The following is a 20,396-nucleotide window of genomic DNA, read 5'->3' on the forward strand; positions in this document are numbered from 1 at the left end:
TTACAATCGTTTCCTATTGTACCGTAAACTGAAAAATTTGCAAGCTGTATTTTCCTTTTTTCGGCTAAATAAAGGAAAAACAGGGGATTCCTATGAATCACAGGAAAATAATAACCTTTTATTATATAAAAAAATAGGTTATACTGTCGTATGTGGTAATGAAGTATTCCGGGGATATGGATATCCGGCTCTCTGGCACATCAGAAACACCCAGGAACGTGGCAGATCGGATGGAATGCGGAAACTATCATAAATCAGCAGCTTAGTTGAACAGAAGAGAGGTTAAAAATGTTTATCACCAGAGAAAGCGATTATGCGATGCGGGTTATCCGCGCATTGATGTGGGAGCCGCGTTTGAGCGTCAGCGAGATCTGTGAGAGGGAATCGATCACAGCACCCTTTGCATACAAGATACTGAAGAAGCTTCAGAATGCAGGGCTCGTGGAAGGATACCGCGGAGTTCATGGCGGTTACGCGCTGAAGAGAGATCCGGAAGAACTGTCATTATATGAGATATACAGTGCGATCGATCCGGATATGTCCATCATTGAGTGCCTGAACGGCACATATCAGTGTCCAAGGAACGGACAGGACGGAGTTCCCTGCCATGCACATGATGAGCTTCAGGAGATCCAGGATCAGCTGTGGACAATGCTCCGTCGGAAATCCATGAAGGATCTTTTCGGAAAAGAGGAGAAGTGATTCCCGGATGTGAGTTGGGATAAGCGTATGAGATGATAAGGAGAGCAGTTTGGAGAGGGAAAATTCCGAACAGCTCTTTTTTATTTGTGAAAAAGATAACGGCGTTTGTACAGGATAATATACAAAAAACAATGAAAGAAAATGGACATAACTGGGAATCTATGATATAATAACCAATGGAATTTTAGGCCTTCATAAGCCTAAATAATATATTTTTTAACAAACCTTTAAGGAGGAAAAAACAATGGCAAGAAAGATGAAAACCATGGATGGTAACCATGCAGCCGCTCATGCATCATACGCTTTTTCTGATGTAGCTGCTATTTACCCGATTACCCCTTCATCTGTAATGGCTGAGGCTACAGACGAGTGGGCAACTCAGGGAAGAAAGAACATCTTTGGACAGGAAGTACAGGTTACAGAGATGCAGTCTGAGGCAGGTGCAGCAGGTGCCGTTCACGGTTCTCTGGCAGCAGGTGCCCTGACTACAACCTATACAGCTTCCCAGGGTCTTCTGCTTATGATCCCGAACCTTTACAAGATCGCCGGTGAGCAGCTTCCGGGAGTTATCAACGTATCTGCCCGTGCACTTGCTTCTCACGCACTTTGTATCTTCGGAGATCATTCCGACGTTATGGCCTGTCGTCAGACCGGATGTGCAATGCTTTGTGAGTCTTCTGTACAGGAGGTTATGGACCTTACACCGGTTGCTCATCTTGCAGCGATCAAAGGAAAAGTTCCGTTTATCAACTTCTTCGACGGATTCCGTACATCTCATGAGATCCAGAAGATCGAGACATGGGATTACGAAGATCTGAAGGATATGGCAGATATGGATGCGATCGCAGAGTTCCGTAACCGTGCTCTGAATCCGAATCATCCATGTCAGAGAGGTTCTGCTCAGAACCCGGATATCTTCTTCCAGGCAAGAGAGGCATGTAATCCATATTATGACGCTCTTCCGGCAGTTGTTCAGGAGTACATGGACAAAGTTAACGAGAAGCTCGGAACAGATTACAAGCTGTTCAACTACTACGGAGCTGAGGATGCTGAGCATGTTATCGTAGCTATGGGTTCCGTAAACGATACCATCGAGGAGACCATCGATTACCTTATGGCAGCAGGCAAGAAGGTTGGTGTTGTTAAAGTTCGTCTTTACAGACCATTCTGCGCGCAGGCTCTTATCGATGCACTTCCGGATACAGTTAAGCAGATCTCCGTTCTTGACAGAACAAAAGAGCCAGGAGCACTTGGCGAGCCTCTGTATCTTGATGTTGTTGCAGCTCTTCGTGACAGCAAGTTCAGTGATGTTAAGATCTTTACAGGACGTTACGGACTTGGTTCCAAAGATACAACACCTGCACAGATCGTAGCAGTATACGAGAACACAGAAAAAGAGAAATTCACCATCGGTATCGTGGATGATGTTACAAACCTTTCTCTTGAGACAGGTGCACCACTTGTTACAACACCAGAGGGAACAACAAACTGCAAGTTCTGGGGACTTGGAGCTGATGGTACTGTAGGTGCTAACAAGAACTCCATCAAGATCATCGGTGACAACACAGACATGTACGCTCAGGCTTACTTCGACTATGACTCCAAGAAGTCCGGCGGTGTTACAATGTCTCACCTTCGTTTCGGTAAGAAACCGATCAAATCCACATACCTGATCCACAAGGCAAACTTCGTTGCATGTCATAATCCGTCCTATGTTAACAAATACAACATGGTACAGGAGCTTGTTGACGGAGGTACATTCCTTCTGAACTGTGCCTGGGATATGGAAGGACTTGAGAAACATCTTCCGGGACAGGTTAAAGCTTTCATCGCTAACCACAATATCAAATTCTACACCATCGACGGTGTTAAGATCGGTATTGAGACCGGCATGGGACCAACACGTATCAACACGATCCTTCAGTCCGCATTCTTCAAGCTTACAGGAATCATTCCTGAGGAGCAGGCTATCGAGCTTATGAAGGCTGCTGCTAAAGCTACTTACGGACGTAAAGGTGATGACGTTGTCAAGAAGAACTGGGCAGCTATCGATGCCGGTGCTAAACAGGTCGTAGAGGTTCAGGTTCCGGAGAGCTGGAAGAACGCTGAGGACGAGGGACTCTTCATGTCTCACGCATCCCACGGTGCTCAGGAAGCTCAGAACTTCGTAAACAACATCCAGTGCAAGATCAACGCTCAGGAAGGTAACAGCCTCCCGGTATCTGCATTCAGGGATTATGTAGATGGTACAACACCATCCGGAACAGCTGCATATGAGAAACGTGGTATCGCAGTTAACGTTCCTGTATGGGCTCCGGACAACTGTATTCAGTGTAACCGCTGTGCATATGTCTGCCCGCATGCTGCAATCCGTCCGGTTGCTATGACAGCAGATGAGACAGCTAACGCTCCAGAGGGAATCAAGACACTTCCTCTTACAGGAATGAAAGACTATACATTCACAATGACTGTATCCGCTCTTGACTGTACAGGATGTGGTTCCTGCGCAAATGTCTGCCCAGGAAAGAAAGGCAACAAAGCTCTTGAGATGGCTCCGCTTGAAGCTAACACAGAAGAACAGAAATTCTTCGATTACGGTGTAACACTTCCTCAGAAGGAAGACGTTATCGCTAAATATAAAGAGACAACTGTAAAAGGCAGCCAGTTCAAACAGCCGCTCCTTGAGTTCTCCGGCGCTTGTGCAGGTTGTGGTGAGACACCATACGCTAAGCTGATCACACAGCTCTTTGGTGACAGAATGTACATTGCAAATGCTACAGGATGTTCCTCTATCTGGGGTAACTCTTCACCATCTACACCATACACAACAAACGCTAAGGGACAGGGACCTGCATGGTCAAACTCTCTGTTCGAGGATAACGCAGAGTTCGGTTATGGTATGCTTCTTGCACAGCGTGCGATCCGTGGCGGTCTGAAAGAGAAGATCGAAGACCTTGTAGCTAACGGAACAAACGAGGATGTTAAGGCAGCTGGTCAGGAATGGCTGGATACTTATGCTGTAGGCGCAACAAATGGTGCAGCTACAGAGAAACTCGTTGCAGCTCTTGAGGCTTGCGGATGTGACAAGGCTAACGAGATCCTTGCACAGAAAGACTTCCTCTCCAAGAAATCCCAGTGGATCTTCGGTGGTGACGGATGGGCTTACGATATCGGATTCGGTGGTGTTGACCACGTTCTTGCAAGCGGACGTGACATCAACGTTATGGTATTCGATACAGAGGTTTACTCCAACACAGGCGGACAGTCTTCCAAATCTACACCGACAGGTGCGATCGCTCAGTTCGCAGCAGGCGGAAAAGAGACTAAGAAGAAAGATATGGCATCTATCGCAATGAGCTATGGCTATGTATATGTAGCACAGATTTCCATGGGTGCTGACTTCAACCAGACTGTAAAAGCAATCGCAGAGGCAGAGGCATATCCGGGACCATCCCTGATCATCGCTTACGCTCCATGTATCAACCATGGTATCAAGAAAGGTATGAGCAAAGCTCAGACAGAGGAAGAGCTGGCAGTTAAGTGCGGATACTGGCACAACTTCAGATTCAACCCGGCTGCTGAGAACAAGTTCAGTCTTGATTCCAAGACACCGGATATGGAGAACTATATGGACTTCCTGAACGGTGAGGTTCGTTACAATTCTCTGCAGCGTCAGAATCCTGAGAAAGCTGCAAGACTGTTTGCTAAGAACGAGTCTGAGGCTCAGGCTAGATATGAGTATCTGCAGAAACTTATCACTCTTTATGGAGCAGATAAGAAAGAAGACTAATTATTGATCAATAGTTACTGTTTATACAGTGTGCTTGCTGATTAAGCATTAGGTGACAGGCCTGCGGTGTTTAGCGCACCGCAGGCCTTTTTTCATATACAGGAGAGACATACATGAAGAGATTTTTTTCGAAGGAGAAATCCCGGAAAGAGGAAAAAGCAGATTTTTATATTCTGTATACGATTGTTTTTGCAGCGATCTCGCTGTTTATTTACAGTTGTTTCTGTTTTAATGGAAAATCCCTGATCTGGAGTCATGACGGTGTTCCGCAGCACATCAATGCACTGGCTTATTACGGAAAATATCTGCGGAATGTTCTGCAGACACTGGTGACGGAGCATAAGCTTTCCCTTCCTATGTGGGATATGCATATCGGATACGGTTCCGATATCCTTACAACACTTCATTATTATGTGATCGGTGATCCGCTGACCTTACTGTCCGTTTTTGTACCGGAAAAAGACACAGAGATCTTATATGAGCTTCTGATCTTTCTCCGCATTTATCTGGCGGGTATCACATTCAGCATTTACTGCTTTTACCGCAGGAATCCCAAACAGGCCACATTTCTTGGAAGCCTTGTTTATATTTTTGCAGGATGGACCATTTATGCGTCCATGAAGCATCCATATTTTTCCAATCCCATGATCTATCTGCCGCTGGTCCTTATGGGAATTGAAAAGATTTACAAAAAAGAAAAGCCACACCTTTTTATCTGTGCGACGGCTGTAGCGGCAATGTCTAATTTTTATTTCTTTTATATGATCAGTATCTTTATGGTGCTGTATGCGGCTTTCCGGTATTTTGGAATATTCCGGAAACGTTCAGTAAAAGATGTATTTCAGTGGTTCCTGAAATTTGCAGGCTTTTATCTGGTCGCACTTATGATCGCTGCACTGATCTTTTTACCTGTGGTCATGACGCTGTTTGGAACAGAGCGCTTCCAGGCACAGAATTATGTTCCGCTGTTATATGACCGCATTTACTACGAAAAATATCTCGGCTGCCTGATCGGCGAAAATATGATCCAGTGGGGAGTTGCTGGATATTCCGCAGTCGCAATGGCAGGTGTGTTTGTGATCTTTTCCAGAAAGAAAAAATATACGGGTCTGAAGCTGGGCTTTGTGCTTCTGAACCTGTTCTTGCTGATCCCATTTGCAGGCCATGTACTGAATGGATTTTCATACGTGTCCAACCGATGGATCTGGGCATATGGAATGCTGATCGCATATATCCTGGTACAGGCATATCCGGAACTGTTTACGCTGGGCATCAGGGAAAAACGACGGATATTTGTAATGCTGCTGGTATATTGCGGGTTGGCACTGTTTTCAGAATCCGCCCGCACGGAACGCAATATTATGGCTCTGATGATGCTGGTCCTGGCTGTGTTTACCGTGGTTTCCTACGGAAACATATTTACACAGGGAAAATATCTCTGTGGAATGATCGTCGCCGTGCTTGTGACAAGTATCCTTCTGAATGTTTCGTACCAGTATTCTTACGAAAAGAATTATCTGCCAGAATTCGAGGAAAAGAATCAGGCATTGGAGAAGCTTCAGTCCGGACCGGACAAAGCGATCCTGTCAATGGACGATTCAGCGGTTACCAGATATGATCAGTACAAAACGGGCTCCTATGCGAATACGGCCATGTATATGGGAACCAACAGTACTTCCTATTATTTCAGTGTGGCAAATGGAAATATCAGCCGTTTCTTTGATGAAATGTATCTGAATACCCCCTGGGATTATCATTACAGCAGCCTGGACGGACGGAGTATCCTGGACCGTCTTGCCTCGGTAAAATATTTTGCCATCAAAAAAAGTGGATATGGGTTTCTGCCATACGGCTATGACAGCGAAGCGGCAGTCACAAAAAAATACAGGATCTACGAAGACGAGGATTCCCTTCCTCTTGGTTATACCTACGATTCCTGGATCTCCAGAGAAAAGTATGAAAAGCTTTCTGTGACCGAAAAGCAGCAGGCACTTCTGCAGGGGGCAGTTCTGGAGGACAGCAGTCTTCCTGAGACAGACCTCACCTTTGATGATAGGAAAGCAGATTTTACACTGGAAGCAGGAAAAGGCTGTAAGATCAAAGACGGAAAGATCATTGTGACCAAAGAAGGAGCAACGGTACAGATCAGATATCAGGGAGAGCCTGAGGCTGAGGTCTATCTTGTGGCAAAAAATCTGGATTTCGATGCCTATTCTCCACGTGCAGCGGTCAGTGATAAAAAATGGGATTCCATGACAGAATATAAGAAGAATACCGTGCGCTATGAAGACAATAACTGGCGCTACTGGAAAGAAAGCAAGGAATCCGCAGTGGATGTTTCGCTGAGCTCCGTGGACAAGACTATCCGAATCTTTACAGATAAATACAACGGCTACAGCGGAAGACATAATTTTCTTCTGAATATGGGATATAAAAACTATTCTGCAGGAACTATGACACTGACATTCTCCATGCCGGGAGAATATACCTTTGATGATCTGTATGTGGTATGTCAGCCCATGGCTTCTGTTGAAGAACAGACAGAGGAGCTTGGAAAAGAAAGCCTTCAGAATATCAAAACGGAGACCAATTGCATTCGTGGAAACATCACGACCACTTCCGATAAGATCCTGGTATTTTCCATTCCCTACAGCGCAGGTTTTACCGCCTATGTGGACGGAGAAAAAACAGAACTTGTGCAGGCAAACAGTATGTATATGGGACTGGAACTAAAAAAAGGCAGGCATACGATCACGCTCAGATACTGTACGCCATACATCGTGCCAGGAATGATACTGACAGTAATCGGCCTTATCCTGTTTGCCGGGATCGTGATATCTTACCGGCACCAGGGAAAACAAAAAGAAAGGGGAAAACAGGAGAAATGAGCCGATTATCGGTAGTTTTGCCTGCCTGTAACGAGGAACCGATGGTGGAGAAAACCTGCCGGACTCTCAGAGAGCTCCTGGGGCAGGCCGGGATCCGTTATGAACTGGTCCTGGTAGATGACGGTTCCTCTGACGGGACCTGGGCAGCCATAGAAAAAGTATCCAGGGAAGATAAAAATGTGACAGGTGTGCATTTTTCCAGAAATTTCGGGAAAGAAGCAGCAATCGTGGCCGGCCTTGCACAGGCATGCGGAGATGCGGTGGCTGTGATGGACTGTGACCTGCAGCATCCGCCGGAAATCCTTTTGGAAATGTACCGGCTCTGGGAACAGGGCTACGAGGTTGTGGAGGGCATCAAGAAAAACCGGGGAAAAGAAACTCTTTTTCACAGAAAAAGTGCCGGATTTTTCTATCGGATCATGTCCCGTGCCACCGGCTTTGATATGGAAAATGCTTCCGACTTCAAGCTGCTGGACAGGAAAGCGGTGGAGAGTGTTCTCGCCATGCCTGAGCGCAGCATGTTTTTCCGGGCGGCATCATCCTGGATAGGCTTCAAAAGCATCTCCGTACCTTTTGAGGTGCAGGAGCGTGAGGCCGGAGAATCCAAATGGTCTGCAGGAACGCTGATCAGATATGCGTTTCGGAATATCGTGGCATTTACAACACTTCCGCTGCAGTTTGTAACAGCCGGTGCCGTGGGCTGCTTTGGGTGCTCTCTGCTCCTTCTGGTCTATTCTCTGGTCCGGTATTTTTCCGGGCATGCGGTGGAAGGCTATACCACACTTCTGATCGTGATGCTCTTTATCGGAAGTGCTGTGATGATGAGCCTTGGGATCATCGGATATTATATCGCCAGGATCTATGAGGAAGTAAAACGTCGTCCAAGATATATCGTATCAAAGATCATACGAGGAGGAGATACCAATGAAAAAGTGGATCCTTAAATTCTATGAAAATGATGTGATCCGTTATATTTTCTGGGGTGGTTGTACGACTCTCGTAAATCTGTTAAGCTTTTATATCATGAGGGCAATGGGAATCCCGCTGATGAGTGCCAACATCATATCGATCATCCTGGCGATCCTGTTTGCCTATGTTGTGAATTCCAGATTTGTATTTCATGACCGCTGTGAAACATGGAGGGATCATATACGGCCCTTTCTGAAATTTATAAGTGCCCGTCTGGTGACCATGGTCATTGAGGCAGGTGGCGTATGGCTTCTGGCGGAGATCCTGGGATTCCGGGATATGTCTGCAAAATTCTGCACACAATTTATCGTGCTGGCGTTGAATTATATCTTTAGTAAATTTATTATTTTTACCACAGGTAAAAGGATTGGAGGTAGCAAATGATGACTTTGGATGAGGCAGTGAAGAAAGTCCGCCCCCTGGATGAAAAGGCCATGGAGGGGGCGAGAAAGAGATGGGACAGTATTGCAAAGCCCCTGCATTCTCTGGGAGAGCTGGAGAATATGCTGACACAGATCGCCGGTATCACAGGTACACCGGAGGTACGTGTGGAAAAAAAAGCAGTGGTTGCCATGTGCGCGGATAACGGAGTTGTAGAAGAGGGGGTGACCCAGACCGGGCAGGAAGTGACGGCTGTTGTGGCTGAGAATTTTCTGGAAGGGACTACTACCTGCTGTGTGATGTGCCGTCAGTGTGGAGCAGAGCTTTTTCCTGTAGATGTGGGAATGGTCACAGATACAAAGGTCCGTACAGATCTTAAGGTTGCCTATGGGACCAGAAATATGACCAGAGAGCCGGCAATGACAAGAGATCAGGCGATCCGTGGCATCGAAGCCGGAATTGCCATGGCAGAGGAGCTGAAGGAAAAAGGCTATCAGGTTCTTGCAACCGGCGAGATGGGCATCGGAAATACTACCACCAGCAGTGCTGTAGCAGCTGTGCTTCTCGGAAAACCGGTGGAAGATATGACCGGACGTGGTGCCGGATTGACCAGTGAAGGGCTTGTCCGGAAGATCAATGCGATCAAAAAGGCGATCGCCCTGAATAATCCGGATCGTTCAGATGCCATTGACGTCCTGGCAAAGGTAGGTGGACTGGATATTGCAGGAATGGCAGGAGTATTCATTGGAGGAGCAGCACTTGGAATGCCGGTTGTCATGGACGGATTTATTTCCTGCGTATCTGCACTGATCGCAGTAAAGATCTGCCCGCAGGTAAGTGATCATATCCTTGCGTCTCATGTATCCAAAGAGCCTGCAGCACAGCTGATCCTGAAGGAGCTTGGCAAGGAAGCGATCATCCACGCAGGCATGTGCCTGGGCGAGGGAACCGGAGCTGTGGCACTGTTTCCGATGATGGATCTGTCCTGTGCAGTATATAATTCCATGAGTACCTTTGGTGATATCAATGTAGAACAGTACGAGGAGCTGAAATAATATGCTGGCTGTTGTAACAGGAGGCAGCGGAAGCGGAAAATCTGCTTTTGCGGAAGAAACCGTACTTTCCCTTGGCGAAGCCAGAAGGATCTATATCGCCACCATGCAGGCTTTTGACGAAGAAAGCCACAGGCGCATCCGCAGACACCGGCACATGCGTGCAGGAAAAGGCTTCGAGACAATAGAAAGATATACAGAGCTGGATGAGCTGCTCATCCCGAAGGACTGCGTGGTCCTTCTGGAGTGCATGTCCAATCTGGTTGCAAATGAGATGTTCCGGGAAGGCGGCTTCCACCCGGAGGTGGCAGAAAAGATCACAGAAGGCGTGAAAAATCTTCTTTCCCAGGCAAAGCATGTGGTGATCGTCACCAACGAGATCTTTTCAGACGGGATCCTCTACGAGGAAGAATCAGAACAGTACAAAAAAGAGCTGGGACAGATCAACCAGAAGCTGGCAGAGATGGCAGAAGAGGTTGTGGAAGTCGTATACGGGATCCCTGTATGGCATAAAGGAGGAAAGGAAGCATGAAAAGCTTATGGAACAGTTTTAAGGCAGCCTTTGCAATGTTTTCAAAGATTCCTATGCCCATGGTGGACTGGAAGAAGGAAAACATAAAATATATGATGTGCTTTTTCCCCTTTGTGGGTACTGTCATCGGTATCCTGACCTGGCTTGCAGGAGGGATCCTCGGAGTGCATGCAGCTCTGGAACCATTTTTTCTCGCTGTGATCCTTACTGTGATCCCGGTATTTGTTACCGGCGGCATTCATGTAGACGGGCTTCTGGACACATCGGATGCATTAAGCTCCTGGCAGGAACGCACAAGGAGGCTGGAGATCCTGAAGGATTCCCATGCAGGTGCATTTGCCATTATCACAGCCTGTGTATATTTTATCCTCTGGCTGGGAGCCTGGGATCAGCTCCTTGGAAATTATAACGGGATCTGTATCATGAGCCTGGGCTTTATGATGTCCAGATGTCTTTCCGGGATCGGTGTGATCACATTTCCCAAGGCAAGGACAGACGGGACTGTGGCAGAATTTTCCAGAAATGCGTCAGAGATCGCAGTGCGAAATGTTCTTATCACGATGTTTGTGATCCTTGCAGCGCTGATGATATGGGTAGATCCGGTCCTGGGTGTTCTGGCAGCTGTCAGTGCACTTCTGGTATTCTGGTGGTATCACCATATGGCTTTGAAATATTTTGGAGGGACCACAGGTGATCTTTCCGGATTTTTCCTTTGCATCTGCGAGGTTGTGATGGCACTGGTGCTTGCTCTTGGTGGCACGTTTAATCTGTAATGAAGATTTGGATGAGGTAAAAAAGATATGGAAATGATAATCGGAGGCGCATATCAGGGAAAAGCTGCCTATGCAAAAGCACAGTTCCCGGATGTGGACTGGAAATTCGGAGGAGAGATCACAGAAGCGGAGCTTCTGAAAGCAGCGGGTGTTCTGGGATTTCAGGAATACATAAGACAAGCTCTGAAGGCAGGAGAAGATCTCACCGGCCTGGCAGAAAAGCTGGCACAGCAGGATCCGGATGTGATCCTTGTCAGTGAGGAGGTAGGCTACGGGATCGTTCCGGCGGATGCTTTTGAACGGCAGTACCGAGAAGCGGTTGGCCGGGTGTGCACTGCACTGGCTGCAAAAAGCAGCAGGGTCACAAGAGTGGTATGCGGGATCGGGACGGTGCTGAAGGATGATTAGATTATATCTGATACGACACGGACAGACACCCGGAAATAAGCTTCAGCGTTATATCGGAACAACGGATGAACCGCTGAGCACGGAGGGAAAGGAATTTCTGGAAAAGCTGACCTATCCCATGCCGGAGGCCCTTTATGTAAGTCCGCTCTGCCGCTGTGTGGAAACTGCGGGGATCCTTTTTCCGGGAAAAAGCTTTCATATTATCGAAGAGCTTTCCGAGTGTGATTTTGGAGAGTTTGAGAATAAAAATTATAAAGAGCTTTCCGGAAATCAGGATTATCAGAGGTGGATTGACAGCAATGGAACGCTTCCTTTTCCGGGAGGAGAAAGTCGAGAAGCTTTTAGGCACCGGAGCCTTACAGGATTTCAGAAGGCTGTCACACAGTGTATCCGTAACAACATAAAGACAGCGGCTCTTGTGATACATGGCGGAACGATCATGAACATTATGGAAGAATATGCGGACAGACCCAGGGCTTTTTATGAATGGCATGTAAAAAACGGCGGCGGTTATCTGGCAGAGCTGGAGCCTGCGCTGTGGCAGAAGGGACGGGGAGAACTCTGTGTCCGTGAAGTATATATGGAGGGTTAAGTTATGAATGAGCAGAAGATCAGCTGGAAACGCAGCGACTTGAAATGGCGCGGAAAACAGGCATTCAAAAAAAATTACTGGTCAGCAGTACTGGTAAGTCTGGTGCTGGCTATTGTGATGGCAACCGGCGGAAGCGGTGCGGCCACAGGCAGTGCCGGAAATGTGGTAAGTCCGGACTACGGTGTTACAACGTATCGTTTGGGTACGGATATCAATGGTGTTACTTCTTATGTCAGCCATGTATTTCGCTCCCCACTGGCAGTGCTTTTTGCACTTCTGAGTGCCAGTGCCGTGGTAGCTGTGGCTCTGATCGGAATCCTTTTTCATTTCTTTGTGGGAAATGTTTTGGAGGTAGGCGGAAGAGATTTTTACATTGAGAACCTTTATTCTGTACCCGGGCCCGGAAAGCTCCTCAGTGTATTTCGTTCCGGGAATTACGGTAATATCGTAAAAACCATGTTTTTACGGGACCTGTATCTTGTATTGTGGACGCTGCTTTTTATTATTCCCGGAGTGGTAAAATCCTACGAATATAAGATGATTCCTTATCTTCTTGCGGAATATCCGGATATGAGCACAAAGGAAGTATTTGCAAAAAGCCGTGAGATGATGAACGGACAGAAGATGGATACCTTTATCCTGGATCTTTCCTTTATTCCCTGGTCTGTCCTTTCGGCAATTACGGCCGGGATCGCGGGACTCTTTTATGTATCCCCGTATAAGGATGCAACCTATGCGGAGCTTTATGATACTCTTGCGGCAGGAATGCCGGGAAACGGACCGCAGGTGTATGAAGATGAAAACAGCGGCATTTACTGATAAAATGATCCTTGTGAGAGGTGGCGGAGATCTGGCCACAGGAGTGGTCCACAAGCTTCATCAGAGTGGCTATCAGGTCCTGATCCTGGAATGTGACCGTCCAAGTGCCATTCGCCGTCATGTGGCCTTCTGTGAAGCTGTTTATGACGGAACTGCAGAGGTAGAAGGCGTTGTGTGCAGGAGGATCACGGAGAACGATATCCGGACCCAGTGCAGGAAATGCTGGGCACAGGGAGAGATCCCCCTTCTGACAGATACCCATGGAAAACATATCCGCGAACTGGAGCCGGAGGCAGTGATCGATGCCATCCTTGCAAAAAAGAATCTTGGGATCAGCAGGGATGTGGCACCACTGACTGTGGGACTTGGACCGGGCTTTACCGCAGGGGAGGATGTGGATTACGTGATCGAGACCATGCGCGGCCATAACCTGGGAAGGATCATAAAAAAAGGCAGTGCCCTGCCGAATACCGGAGTGCCGGGACTGATCGCAGGGATCGGAAAGGAACGTGTGATCCATTCACCGGCAGCCGGTAACATGAAAAACATCTGTCAGATCGCAGATCTTGTTGAAAAAGACCAGGTGATCGCCATGGTAGGTGATACGCCGGTGAAGGCTACCATTTCCGGCGTGATCCGGGGACTGATACGGGACGGCTACCCTGTTTTTGAGGGAATGAAGATCGCGGACATCGACCCAAGGGCAGAACAGAAGAAAAACTGTTTTACGATCTCAGACAAGGCGAGGTGTATCGCAGGGGGAGTACTGGAGGTGCTGCTTTCCTGCAGAGTGCTTCCGGGAACAGAGAAAGCTGTGAGGAATAAGAATCTGTGACCGATACAGAGCCTGGTGTCCCTGAAAGAAGTTAGAAGATAAATGGAGTGTGTCATGAAGAAAAATGAAAAAGCGCTTACTGTGGCATTCACAGGAGGCGGCGGAAAAACCAGTCTGATCCTTGGACTGGCAGAAATATTTTCCGGACAGGGAAAACGTGTGATCGTGACCACAACCACGCATATGGCATGGGAACCGGAACGTCCTTTTGCGGAGGCAGAGGACATTCCGGGAGCATGCCGGCTTATAGAACAATACGGATACGTCATCGCGGCTTATCACAAGGCCGGGCAGCCAAAGATTTCCGGCCCCGAAAAGGAGATCCTGGAAAAGCTGCCCGGCTTTTGTGATCTTCTTCTTGTGGAAGCTGACGGATCCAGACGCCGACCCCTTAAAGTGCCGGCTGTTCATGAGCCGGTGATCCCTTCTTTTGCAGATGTGGTAGTAGGGGTGATCGGTCTTGACTGCATCGGCAGAAGGATCTGTGATACGGCACACCGTCCGGATGATGTGGCGGGATTTCTGGGAAAGCATACAGATGAGCCTGTGACATGGATGGATGTGTGGAAGATCATCCGGTCTGAAGACGGATTGCAAAAAGGAGTGGACGGGCGAAGATTTCTTGCGTATCTGAACAAGGCAGATACTCTGGAGGATTCTTGTGTGGCGGAGAAGCTTATGGCGCAAGGTCAGGAGTCTGGGATCATGGTAATCTGCGGAAGCCTGCAGAGAAGTGTAAACAGCTGGAATCGAAAGGAAGTGGAGCGGTGATATGAAACTGGGACTGATCATGCTGGCAGCAGGAAACAGCCGGCGGTTTGGAAGCAATAAGCTGCTGTACGGGATAGACGGAATGCCGATGTACAGGCATATCCTCCTGGAACTGAAAAAAGTGAAAGCAGCACTGGAGGAACAGGGGCACAGGTGTGAGATCACAGTTGTCACACAGTATGAGGAGATCGCGCAGGAAGCAGAGAAGCTCGGCGCGCGGTTTCTTTATAATCTGCATCCGGATGAGGGGATATCTTCCTCACTGAAGATCGGGCTGCGGTTCAACCGTGAGATGGATGCTTGTTTGTTTACGGTGGCAGATCAGCCGTGGTTGCGGTGGGAGACGGTTTTTGGACTGGTGGATGTGTTTTTGGGAGATAGGAAAGGGATTGCCTGTGTGGAGCATGATGGGAAGACCGGGAATCCCTGCGTTTTTTCGAAGAAGTATTATGGGGAGCTGATGGAGCTTTCCGGTGATGTCGGAGGGAAGAGAGTGGTTGTGGCACATCGGGGGGATGTGGCTGTGATGAAGGTGGAAGATGGACGGGAGATGGTGGATGTGGATTTTTCGGACGGACGCCGGCGAGGTACCGTCTGGTTTGTGCTGGGGCTTCGTCGGGGGCTGGCTTCTAAGACGCCGGAAATCTGCTAAAACCGCTGAAAAAAATCCAGAACTCGCTCCTGCGTCGCTCAAACAGCTGGATTTTTTTCAGCAACGCAGATTCCCACCGCCTAAGAAGCGCACCCCTCCTGCAGAGCCAGCCCAAACCAGACGGTACCTCGCCGGCTGACGTGCGAAGGAGTGGAAGGCTATAGTGGAAGCGTGAGGTCGAAGAATATAGCGAAAAGAGCTGTTGACGTGTGGCATAGAGAGTGAGCTAGGGTGAAAGCACCGTGTCTGAGGCAATTTTCACGCATACAAAAGCCAGCAGGGAACCGCCCTGGCGTGGCGGGATGTTCTGCAGGAGTCCTGCTGATTCTTAGGGGGTGTGGTTTCTGCGTTATTCCAAAAAGTTCTGCTGTCTGAGCGTCTGGACGCGAGTTCAGAACTTTTTGGAATGGTTTTAGCAGAAGCCGCAGCACCTTAGAAGCCAGCGGACGACGAAGCCCTTCCCGCCACGCCAGGGCGGTTCCCTGCGTACGTTCGTTATAATTTATAATTATAAGGTAGACAAATCTCAAATAAAATGATTCTTAGCCGCTTCTTCCTCAGCCAGACGAACCGTCTCACCGGAAGGATTGGAGATCACTGCTGAAGCTACGATCTCACAAGGCGGGTTCCCCTTTACACTGTCAACGGCAGCCGTAACAGCAGAAACATCACCAGTCAGAAAAACAGTGGCATGACCACCACATTTCGTCTGCCAGGTAAGAAAAGAAACATCAGAAGTCTTCAGCATCTGGTCGATCACCAGGATCGCATTACTGCTGCCAACAACCTCAACTAAACCAAAAGCACCATAATTCATAAATCCGTCGCCCCCTTTATTTATTGATCGTCATCTTCAGTGCAATCTCAGTATCCTCAGAAGGAGAAGCGATCACAGTATGAGAAACAACCTTACCAAGAGGTTTGGCTGCCTCCAGCGCAACCTCCATAGCTGCATTAACGTCAGAAACAGAACCACGCATCTTGACACAGGCGCCACTCTTCAGACGGTTACGCTCAACACTCTGGATCCTGACATTGGCTGCTTTGGAAGCAGCATCAAGAGCAACAAAACAGGCAACCAGATTATCCAGCTCAAAAACACCTACAGCCATGCCCTTATAATTATTATCCATAAAAATACCTCCATGCGGAACAGATTCCCAGTAATGTGGTTTCTTGACCGGTTTTACGTGGAATCACTACCGTTTTTATGGATTTATTATAACTTTTTTAGACAAAAATAGCAAGGAATAAATACACAGATAACAAAGTATTACTGAGAACGGAGTGAACAGTAGCTCACGAAGAGAACAGCAACGCAAAGTTTACTTTGGACGCCGGATATAGTATATTAATTAAATAAGAAATAGCAGGAAGGTGTAAAGAAATGCAGATACATCAGACAGACTTTTCAACAGGAAATGTCTATCGTAACATTATGGAAGTGGCTGTGCCGATGATCATTGCACAGATCCTGAACCTCCTTTACAACATTGTAGACCGGATCTATATCGGAAGGATTCCTGAGATCGGAGCCACTGCACTGACAGGAGTGGGACTGTGTTTTCCTATTATCACCCTGATCACCGCATTTACCTATCTTTTTGGAAATGGAGGAGCACCGCTTTGCTCCATGGAACGGGGAAGAGGAAACCGGGAAGAAGCAGAAATGCTCATGGGAAACACCTTTGTGATGCTGATCGGCACAGGAGTGATCCTGACAGCCATTGGCCTTATCTTTTACAGACCGATCCTCTATGCCTTTGGCGCCAGTGATGTAACCTTTTCCTATGCGGCAGACTACATAAGGATCTATCTTCTGGGAACCCTGTTTGAGATGATCACTCTGGGAATGAACCCGTTTATTAACAGCCAGGGTTTTGGAAACACAGGGATGCTCACGATACTGATCGGTGCTGTACTGAACATCTTTCTGGATCCCCTGTTTATCTTTGGAATGCACATGGGAGTCCGGGGAGCGGCTTTGGCGACTATCATTTCCCAGTTCTGTTCCGCCATCTGGGTCTTACGCTTCCTTACAGGAAAAAAGGCGATCCTGAACCTGAAAAAAAGCGCCATGATGATTTCCTGGAAAAGAGTGGGCAGTATCGTAAGCCTGGGTATGTCCGGTTTTTTTATGGCATTTACAAACAGTCTTGTGCAGGTGGTATGCAATGCCACACTCCAGACCTGGGGTGGTGATATCTACGTTGGTGTCATGACAGTTTTAAATTCTGTCCGTGACATTTTCACCATGCCGGTCCATGGGCTTACCACAGGTGCTTCTCCGGTCATGAGCTTCAATTATGGAGAAAAAGCATACGACAGAGTCAAAAAAGCAATTAAATTTATCACAGCTGTCTGTGTGATCTATACCCTGGCAGGCTGGGGAATCCTGAAGCTGCTTCCGGAATTTTTTATCCGGATCTTTAACAGCGATCCCGGGCTTCTGGAAAAGGGAGTTCCTGCCCTTCATATTTACTTTTTCGGCTTCTGCTTTATGGCCTTGCAGTTTACCGGACAAAACGTGTTCGTAGCACTGGGAAAGGCAAAAAAGGCCACCTTTTTTTCTCTGTTCCGAAAGGTAGTGATCGTAGTACCGCTGACGCTCCTGCTGCCTCATGTGAATGGCCTGGGAACAGACGGCGTGTTCTGGGCAGAACCGGTCTCCAACCTTGTAGGCGGCTGTGCATGCTTTTTTACCATGCTGGCGACAGTATTGCCGGAGCTGAAACGTAAGGTATAAGACCGTATGGAGCAGCGTCTGTGCGATATCAGGCTCATCATGGAAAAGGCGCCACATGAAGTCTGAAAGCAACAGACACAAGTTCCTTCGCAGCACAACTCATCATGGGAAAGACTCCATATGAAGGCTGAAACGGGCCGGATAAGGGTTTGCGGGAAATTTTGATATGTGTTAGAATGGACGGGATGATTTGAAAGTCCGGCGTATGGCCGGGCAGGAATGAGAGGAAAATACAATGGCTTTATTTCAGGCATTTCGGGCAGTAAGACCTGCTTCGGAAAAAGCAGAAAAGGTGGCTGCACTTCCCTATGACGTAGTCAGCAGAGAGGAAGCGCGAGAGATCGGGGAAAAAAATCCGGAATCTTTTCTCCATATAGACCGTGCAGAGATGGATCTGGATCCGGAAACCGATCTTTATGATCCGAAGGTTTATCAGAAGGCAAGGGAAAATCTGGATCGTTTCCAGAAAGAAGGGATCCTGATCCAGGATGAGAAACCGAACTATTATCTGTATGAACTGATCCGTAAGGGAAGATCCCAGACCGGGATCGTAGGTGTCAGCTCCATTGATGATTACATGAATGGTGTGATCAAAAAGCATGAGCTTACAAGAGAGGATAAGGAGCAGGACCGCATCCGTCATGTGGATGTCTGTGATGCCAACACAGGTCCTATTTTTCTGGCGTGCAGATATCCGGCAGAGCTTCTTACTCTTATGGAAGAATGGAAAAATGCACATGCTCCTGTGTATGATTTTACTTCCGATGATGAGATCACACATCGTGTATGGGTCGTAGATGAGGAAGAAAAGATCCGGACTATACATAGTCTTTTTGGCGGGATCGCCTCTATCTATATTGCAGATGGCCACCACAGAGCAGCCTCCGCAGTAAAGGTTGGACAGAAGAGAAGAGCGGAGCATCCGGACTACACAGGAAAAGAAGAATTTAACTTTTTCCTGTCAGTGGTATTTCCGTATGACCAGCTGACCATCCTTCCGTATCACAGGATCGTAAAGGATATCAAGGGTATGGAACCCAAAGCCTTTATCGGAAGCATGAAGTTTAATTTTGAGCTGATGGCAATGCCGGGATTTCCATGTAAACCGGTGGAGAAACACTGCTTTGGGCTGTATGTAGACGGAGAATGGTTCCATCTGAAGGCATATCCGGATATCTATGCGGGTAAAGACAGCGTAGGTCAGCTGGATGTGTCTATTCTTCAGGATAAGGTCCTGGGTCCGGTTCTGGGGATTAGTGACCCGCGTACCGATGAGAGGATCCGCTTTATGGGAGGAAACCACCGGCTGAAGGATCTGGCAGCAGCTGCAGATGAGACAGGAGGAGCTGCCTTTGCCATGTATCCTACATCCATGGAGGAGCTGATGACGATCGCAGACGAGGGTAAGCTTATGCCGCCAAAGAGCACCTGGTTTGAACCGAAGCTCCGCAGTGGTCTTTTTATCCATAAGCTTTCAGACTGATGCCGGCGGCTTTATAGATTTTTAATAAAATGGTCAGGAAAATCTTAGGAAATCACTACAGATTACTCACATTTGTCCGGTAAGATAAAAGTATATTCTGAGCAAACGCGAAAGAGGGTTTTTCATGACAAACGAACAGTATTACGATTGTATCCAGCCATATCAGAACGCATGTCAGATCATGCGCGCCAAGCTTGAGGTGCTCAACGGAAGCCTGTATCAGAAGTCTTCCGTATCTCCGATCCACAATATCCAGGAACGGATCAAATCCAAGAAGAGCATCGAAAAGAAGCTGGAGAAGCTAGGACATTCAGACAGTGTGCAGAACGCCAAGGATCATCTCAGGGATATCGCCGGGATCCGTGTGATCTGCTACTTTATCGATGATATATACAATCTTGTAAATGCGCTGAAGCGGCAGAGTGAGCTGATCTTTATCAGGGAAAAGGATTACATACAGAATCCCAAGCCTAACGGATACCGCAGCTTTCACGTGATCATTGCAGTTCCGGTGTATTATCTGGATACCATGGAGTATTTTCCGGTGGAGATCCAGCTGAGGACGATGACCATGGATCTCTGGGCAAGCATGGAGCACCGTGTCTGTTACAAGAAGCTTCCGGAACATAGGGATGAGCTGGCGGAGGCTTTCTGTCAGTATGCAGATATCCTTGGAAAGATCGAGGAACAGTTTGAAGCCTACAATGAAACAGGAATGCTGGAGGAGATCACACCTGCCCAGATTACTGAGAATCCGACGGAGGGATAGGAATGGAGATCGAAGAGGAATTTATATCCGGTTTCTGCCGTACCATGAACGGGGGCGAAACCGTCTGCTGTGAGTATACACGGCAGGAGGACAGCAGCAGGAAGCTGACCTTTATGGACTGCGCGCATGAAAGATGTGTAAACACAGGCGCCTGTGAGATCTTTAAACAGGCTCATGAGCTGGAGCAGAAATAAAAGATCAAAGAAAAGAAAACAGCGAAAAAGCAATAATGAT

Annotated in this window: 20 protein-coding genes; 18 read left to right on the forward strand and 2 right to left on the reverse strand. The window is 47.7% G+C overall.

Translation table 11 applies throughout. The features are described from left to right. Positions 1-288 precede the first annotated feature (288 nt). The 14 genes from V9W66_RS17770 (at position 289) to V9W66_RS17835 (ending at position 15,164) form a co-directional block, all read left to right on the forward strand. Positions 289-702, forward strand: coding sequence for an RrF2 family transcriptional regulator (locus V9W66_RS17770; protein WP_015524747.1), 414 nt, complete (start codon positions 289-291; stop codon positions 700-702). A gap of 244 nt (positions 703-946) precedes the next feature. Then, on the forward strand, positions 947-4,492 hold the full coding sequence (gene nifJ / locus V9W66_RS17775) for a pyruvate:ferredoxin (flavodoxin) oxidoreductase (RefSeq protein ID WP_144096069.1): 3,546 nt from the start codon (positions 947-949) through the stop codon (positions 4,490-4,492). A 113-nt stretch (positions 4,493-4,605) separates the two neighbouring features. Beyond that, a complete protein-coding gene (locus tag V9W66_RS17780) occupies positions 4,606-7,380 on the forward strand; it encodes a YfhO family protein (protein ID WP_144096071.1) in 2,775 nt (924 codons plus the stop codon). Further along, the gene (locus V9W66_RS17785; RefSeq protein WP_144096073.1) at positions 7,377-8,324 is read left to right on the forward strand and encodes a glycosyltransferase family 2 protein; all 948 of its coding nucleotides are present in this window, start codon (positions 7,377-7,379) and stop codon (positions 8,322-8,324) included. The genes V9W66_RS17780 and V9W66_RS17785 overlap by 4 nt, the downstream gene beginning before the upstream one ends. Next, a complete protein-coding gene (locus tag V9W66_RS17790) occupies positions 8,305-8,733 on the forward strand; it encodes a GtrA family protein (protein WP_144096075.1) in 429 nt (142 codons plus the stop codon). The genes V9W66_RS17785 and V9W66_RS17790 overlap by 20 nt, the downstream gene beginning before the upstream one ends. Continuing rightward, positions 8,733-9,785: a nicotinate-nucleotide--dimethylbenzimidazole phosphoribosyltransferase gene (gene cobT / locus V9W66_RS17795; RefSeq protein WP_144096132.1), complete on the forward strand. Its 1,053-nt coding sequence runs from the start codon at positions 8,733-8,735 to the stop codon at positions 9,783-9,785. Before V9W66_RS17790 ends, cobT begins: the two co-directional genes overlap by 1 nt. A 1-nt stretch (position 9,786) precedes the next feature. Further along, on the forward strand, positions 9,787-10,314 hold the full coding sequence (locus V9W66_RS17800) for a bifunctional adenosylcobinamide kinase/adenosylcobinamide-phosphate guanylyltransferase (RefSeq protein WP_144096077.1): 528 nt from the start codon (positions 9,787-9,789) through the stop codon (positions 10,312-10,314). Then, complete coding sequence (gene cobS / locus V9W66_RS17805; protein WP_144096079.1) at positions 10,311-11,087, forward strand: adenosylcobinamide-GDP ribazoletransferase; 777 nt, start codon at positions 10,311-10,313, stop codon at positions 11,085-11,087. The genes V9W66_RS17800 and cobS overlap by 4 nt, the downstream gene beginning before the upstream one ends. 27 nt (positions 11,088-11,114) lie before the next feature. Continuing rightward, the gene (locus V9W66_RS17810) at positions 11,115-11,495 is read left to right on the forward strand and encodes a bifunctional adenosylcobinamide kinase/adenosylcobinamide-phosphate guanylyltransferase (protein ID WP_144096081.1); all 381 of its coding nucleotides are present in this window, start codon (positions 11,115-11,117) and stop codon (positions 11,493-11,495) included. Next, positions 11,488-12,087 carry a histidine phosphatase family protein gene (locus V9W66_RS17815; RefSeq protein WP_144096083.1) on the forward strand — a complete coding sequence of 200 codons (600 nt, stop codon included), beginning with the start codon at positions 11,488-11,490 and terminating at the stop codon, positions 12,085-12,087. The genes V9W66_RS17810 and V9W66_RS17815 overlap by 8 nt, the downstream gene beginning before the upstream one ends. 3 nt (positions 12,088-12,090) lie before the next feature. Next, positions 12,091-12,906: a DUF975 family protein gene (locus tag V9W66_RS17820; protein ID WP_144096085.1), complete on the forward strand. Its 816-nt coding sequence runs from the start codon at positions 12,091-12,093 to the stop codon at positions 12,904-12,906. Next, positions 12,878-13,741, forward strand: coding sequence for a selenium-dependent molybdenum cofactor biosynthesis protein YqeB (gene yqeB / locus V9W66_RS17825; protein ID WP_330575465.1), 864 nt, complete (start codon positions 12,878-12,880; stop codon positions 13,739-13,741). Before V9W66_RS17820 ends, yqeB begins: the two co-directional genes overlap by 29 nt. 54 nt (positions 13,742-13,795) lie before the next feature. Then, on the forward strand, positions 13,796-14,512 hold the full coding sequence (gene yqeC, locus V9W66_RS17830; RefSeq protein WP_186290127.1) for a selenium cofactor biosynthesis protein YqeC: 717 nt from the start codon (positions 13,796-13,798) through the stop codon (positions 14,510-14,512). 1 nt (position 14,513) lies between these two features. Next, positions 14,514-15,164 (forward strand): nucleotidyltransferase family protein, encoded by a 651-nt coding sequence (locus tag V9W66_RS17835; protein WP_144096089.1) that lies wholly within the window; start codon positions 14,514-14,516, stop codon positions 15,162-15,164. Between the two features lie 526 nt (positions 15,165-15,690). On the opposite strand, the gene V9W66_RS17840 is transcribed toward V9W66_RS17835, so the two are convergent. Together V9W66_RS17840 and V9W66_RS17845 are read right to left on the reverse strand one after the other, a co-directional pair. Continuing rightward, the gene (locus tag V9W66_RS17840; RefSeq protein ID WP_015524765.1) at positions 15,691-15,981 is read right to left on the reverse strand and encodes a BMC domain-containing protein; all 291 of its coding nucleotides are present in this window, start codon (positions 15,979-15,981) and stop codon (positions 15,691-15,693) included. A 16-nt stretch (positions 15,982-15,997) separates the two neighbouring features. Beyond that, complete coding sequence (locus tag V9W66_RS17845; protein WP_015524766.1) at positions 15,998-16,297, reverse strand: BMC domain-containing protein; 300 nt, start codon at positions 16,295-16,297, stop codon at positions 15,998-16,000. A gap of 254 nt (positions 16,298-16,551) precedes the next feature. On the opposite strand from V9W66_RS17845, the gene V9W66_RS17850 reads away from it, so the two are divergent. From V9W66_RS17850 to V9W66_RS17865, 4 genes are all read left to right on the forward strand, one after another. Further along, entirely contained in the window at positions 16,552-17,910 is a 1,359-nt protein-coding gene (locus V9W66_RS17850; protein ID WP_144096091.1) for an MATE family efflux transporter, read from the forward strand. Between the two features lie 235 nt (positions 17,911-18,145). Then, a complete protein-coding gene (locus V9W66_RS17855; protein ID WP_144096093.1) occupies positions 18,146-19,393 on the forward strand; it encodes a DUF1015 domain-containing protein in 1,248 nt (415 codons plus the stop codon). Positions 19,394-19,517: 124 nt separating this feature from the next. Beyond that, complete coding sequence (locus V9W66_RS17860; RefSeq protein ID WP_015524770.1) at positions 19,518-20,162, forward strand: GTP pyrophosphokinase; 645 nt, start codon at positions 19,518-19,520, stop codon at positions 20,160-20,162. Positions 20,163-20,164: 2 nt separating this feature from the next. After that, positions 20,165-20,356: a hypothetical protein gene (locus V9W66_RS17865; RefSeq protein WP_015524771.1), complete on the forward strand. Its 192-nt coding sequence runs from the start codon at positions 20,165-20,167 to the stop codon at positions 20,354-20,356. Positions 20,357-20,396: the final 40 nt, after the last annotated feature.

Origin of the sequence: Blautia massiliensis (ex Durand et al. 2017) (assembly GCF_051861785.1) — a bacterium.
In the GTDB taxonomy this organism is placed as follows: Bacteria; Bacillota; Clostridia; order Lachnospirales; family Lachnospiraceae; genus Blautia_A; species Blautia_A luti_A.

What these genes read in the sequence shown, in the direction of transcription:
- V9W66_RS17770 (WP_015524747.1), top strand. Translation starts at nt 289, where the DNA reads ATGTTTATCACCAGAGAAAGCGATTATGCGATGCGGGTTATCCGCGCA.
- nifJ (WP_144096069.1), top strand. Translation starts at nt 947, where the DNA reads ATGGCAAGAAAGATGAAAACCATGGATGGTAACCATGCAGCCGCTCAT.
- V9W66_RS17780 (WP_144096071.1), top strand. Translation starts at nt 4,606, where the DNA reads ATGAAGAGATTTTTTTCGAAGGAGAAATCCCGGAAAGAGGAAAAAGCA.
- V9W66_RS17785 (WP_144096073.1), top strand. Translation starts at nt 7,377, where the DNA reads ATGAGCCGATTATCGGTAGTTTTGCCTGCCTGTAACGAGGAACCGATG.
- V9W66_RS17790 (WP_144096075.1), top strand. Translation starts at nt 8,305, where the DNA reads ATGAAAAAGTGGATCCTTAAATTCTATGAAAATGATGTGATCCGTTAT.
- cobT (WP_144096132.1), top strand. Translation starts at nt 8,733, where the DNA reads ATGACTTTGGATGAGGCAGTGAAGAAAGTCCGCCCCCTGGATGAAAAG.
- V9W66_RS17800 (WP_144096077.1), top strand. Translation starts at nt 9,787, where the DNA reads ATGCTGGCTGTTGTAACAGGAGGCAGCGGAAGCGGAAAATCTGCTTTT.
- cobS (WP_144096079.1), top strand. Translation starts at nt 10,311, where the DNA reads ATGAAAAGCTTATGGAACAGTTTTAAGGCAGCCTTTGCAATGTTTTCA.
- V9W66_RS17810 (WP_144096081.1), top strand. Translation starts at nt 11,115, where the DNA reads ATGGAAATGATAATCGGAGGCGCATATCAGGGAAAAGCTGCCTATGCA.
- V9W66_RS17815 (WP_144096083.1), top strand. Translation starts at nt 11,488, where the DNA reads ATGATTAGATTATATCTGATACGACACGGACAGACACCCGGAAATAAG.
- V9W66_RS17820 (WP_144096085.1), top strand. Translation starts at nt 12,091, where the DNA reads ATGAATGAGCAGAAGATCAGCTGGAAACGCAGCGACTTGAAATGGCGC.
- yqeB (WP_330575465.1), top strand. Translation starts at nt 12,878, where the DNA reads ATGAAGATGAAAACAGCGGCATTTACTGATAAAATGATCCTTGTGAGA.
- yqeC (WP_186290127.1), top strand. Translation starts at nt 13,796, where the DNA reads ATGAAGAAAAATGAAAAAGCGCTTACTGTGGCATTCACAGGAGGCGGC.
- V9W66_RS17835 (WP_144096089.1), top strand. Translation starts at nt 14,514, where the DNA reads ATGAAACTGGGACTGATCATGCTGGCAGCAGGAAACAGCCGGCGGTTT.
- V9W66_RS17840 (WP_015524765.1), bottom strand. Translation starts at nt 15,981, where the DNA reads ATGAATTATGGTGCTTTTGGTTTAGTTGAGGTTGTTGGCAGCAGTAAT.
- V9W66_RS17845 (WP_015524766.1), bottom strand. Translation starts at nt 16,297, where the DNA reads ATGGATAATAATTATAAGGGCATGGCTGTAGGTGTTTTTGAGCTGGAT.
- V9W66_RS17850 (WP_144096091.1), top strand. Translation starts at nt 16,552, where the DNA reads ATGCAGATACATCAGACAGACTTTTCAACAGGAAATGTCTATCGTAAC.
- V9W66_RS17855 (WP_144096093.1), top strand. Translation starts at nt 18,146, where the DNA reads ATGGCTTTATTTCAGGCATTTCGGGCAGTAAGACCTGCTTCGGAAAAA.
- V9W66_RS17860 (WP_015524770.1), top strand. Translation starts at nt 19,518, where the DNA reads ATGACAAACGAACAGTATTACGATTGTATCCAGCCATATCAGAACGCA.
- V9W66_RS17865 (WP_015524771.1), top strand. Translation starts at nt 20,165, where the DNA reads ATGGAGATCGAAGAGGAATTTATATCCGGTTTCTGCCGTACCATGAAC.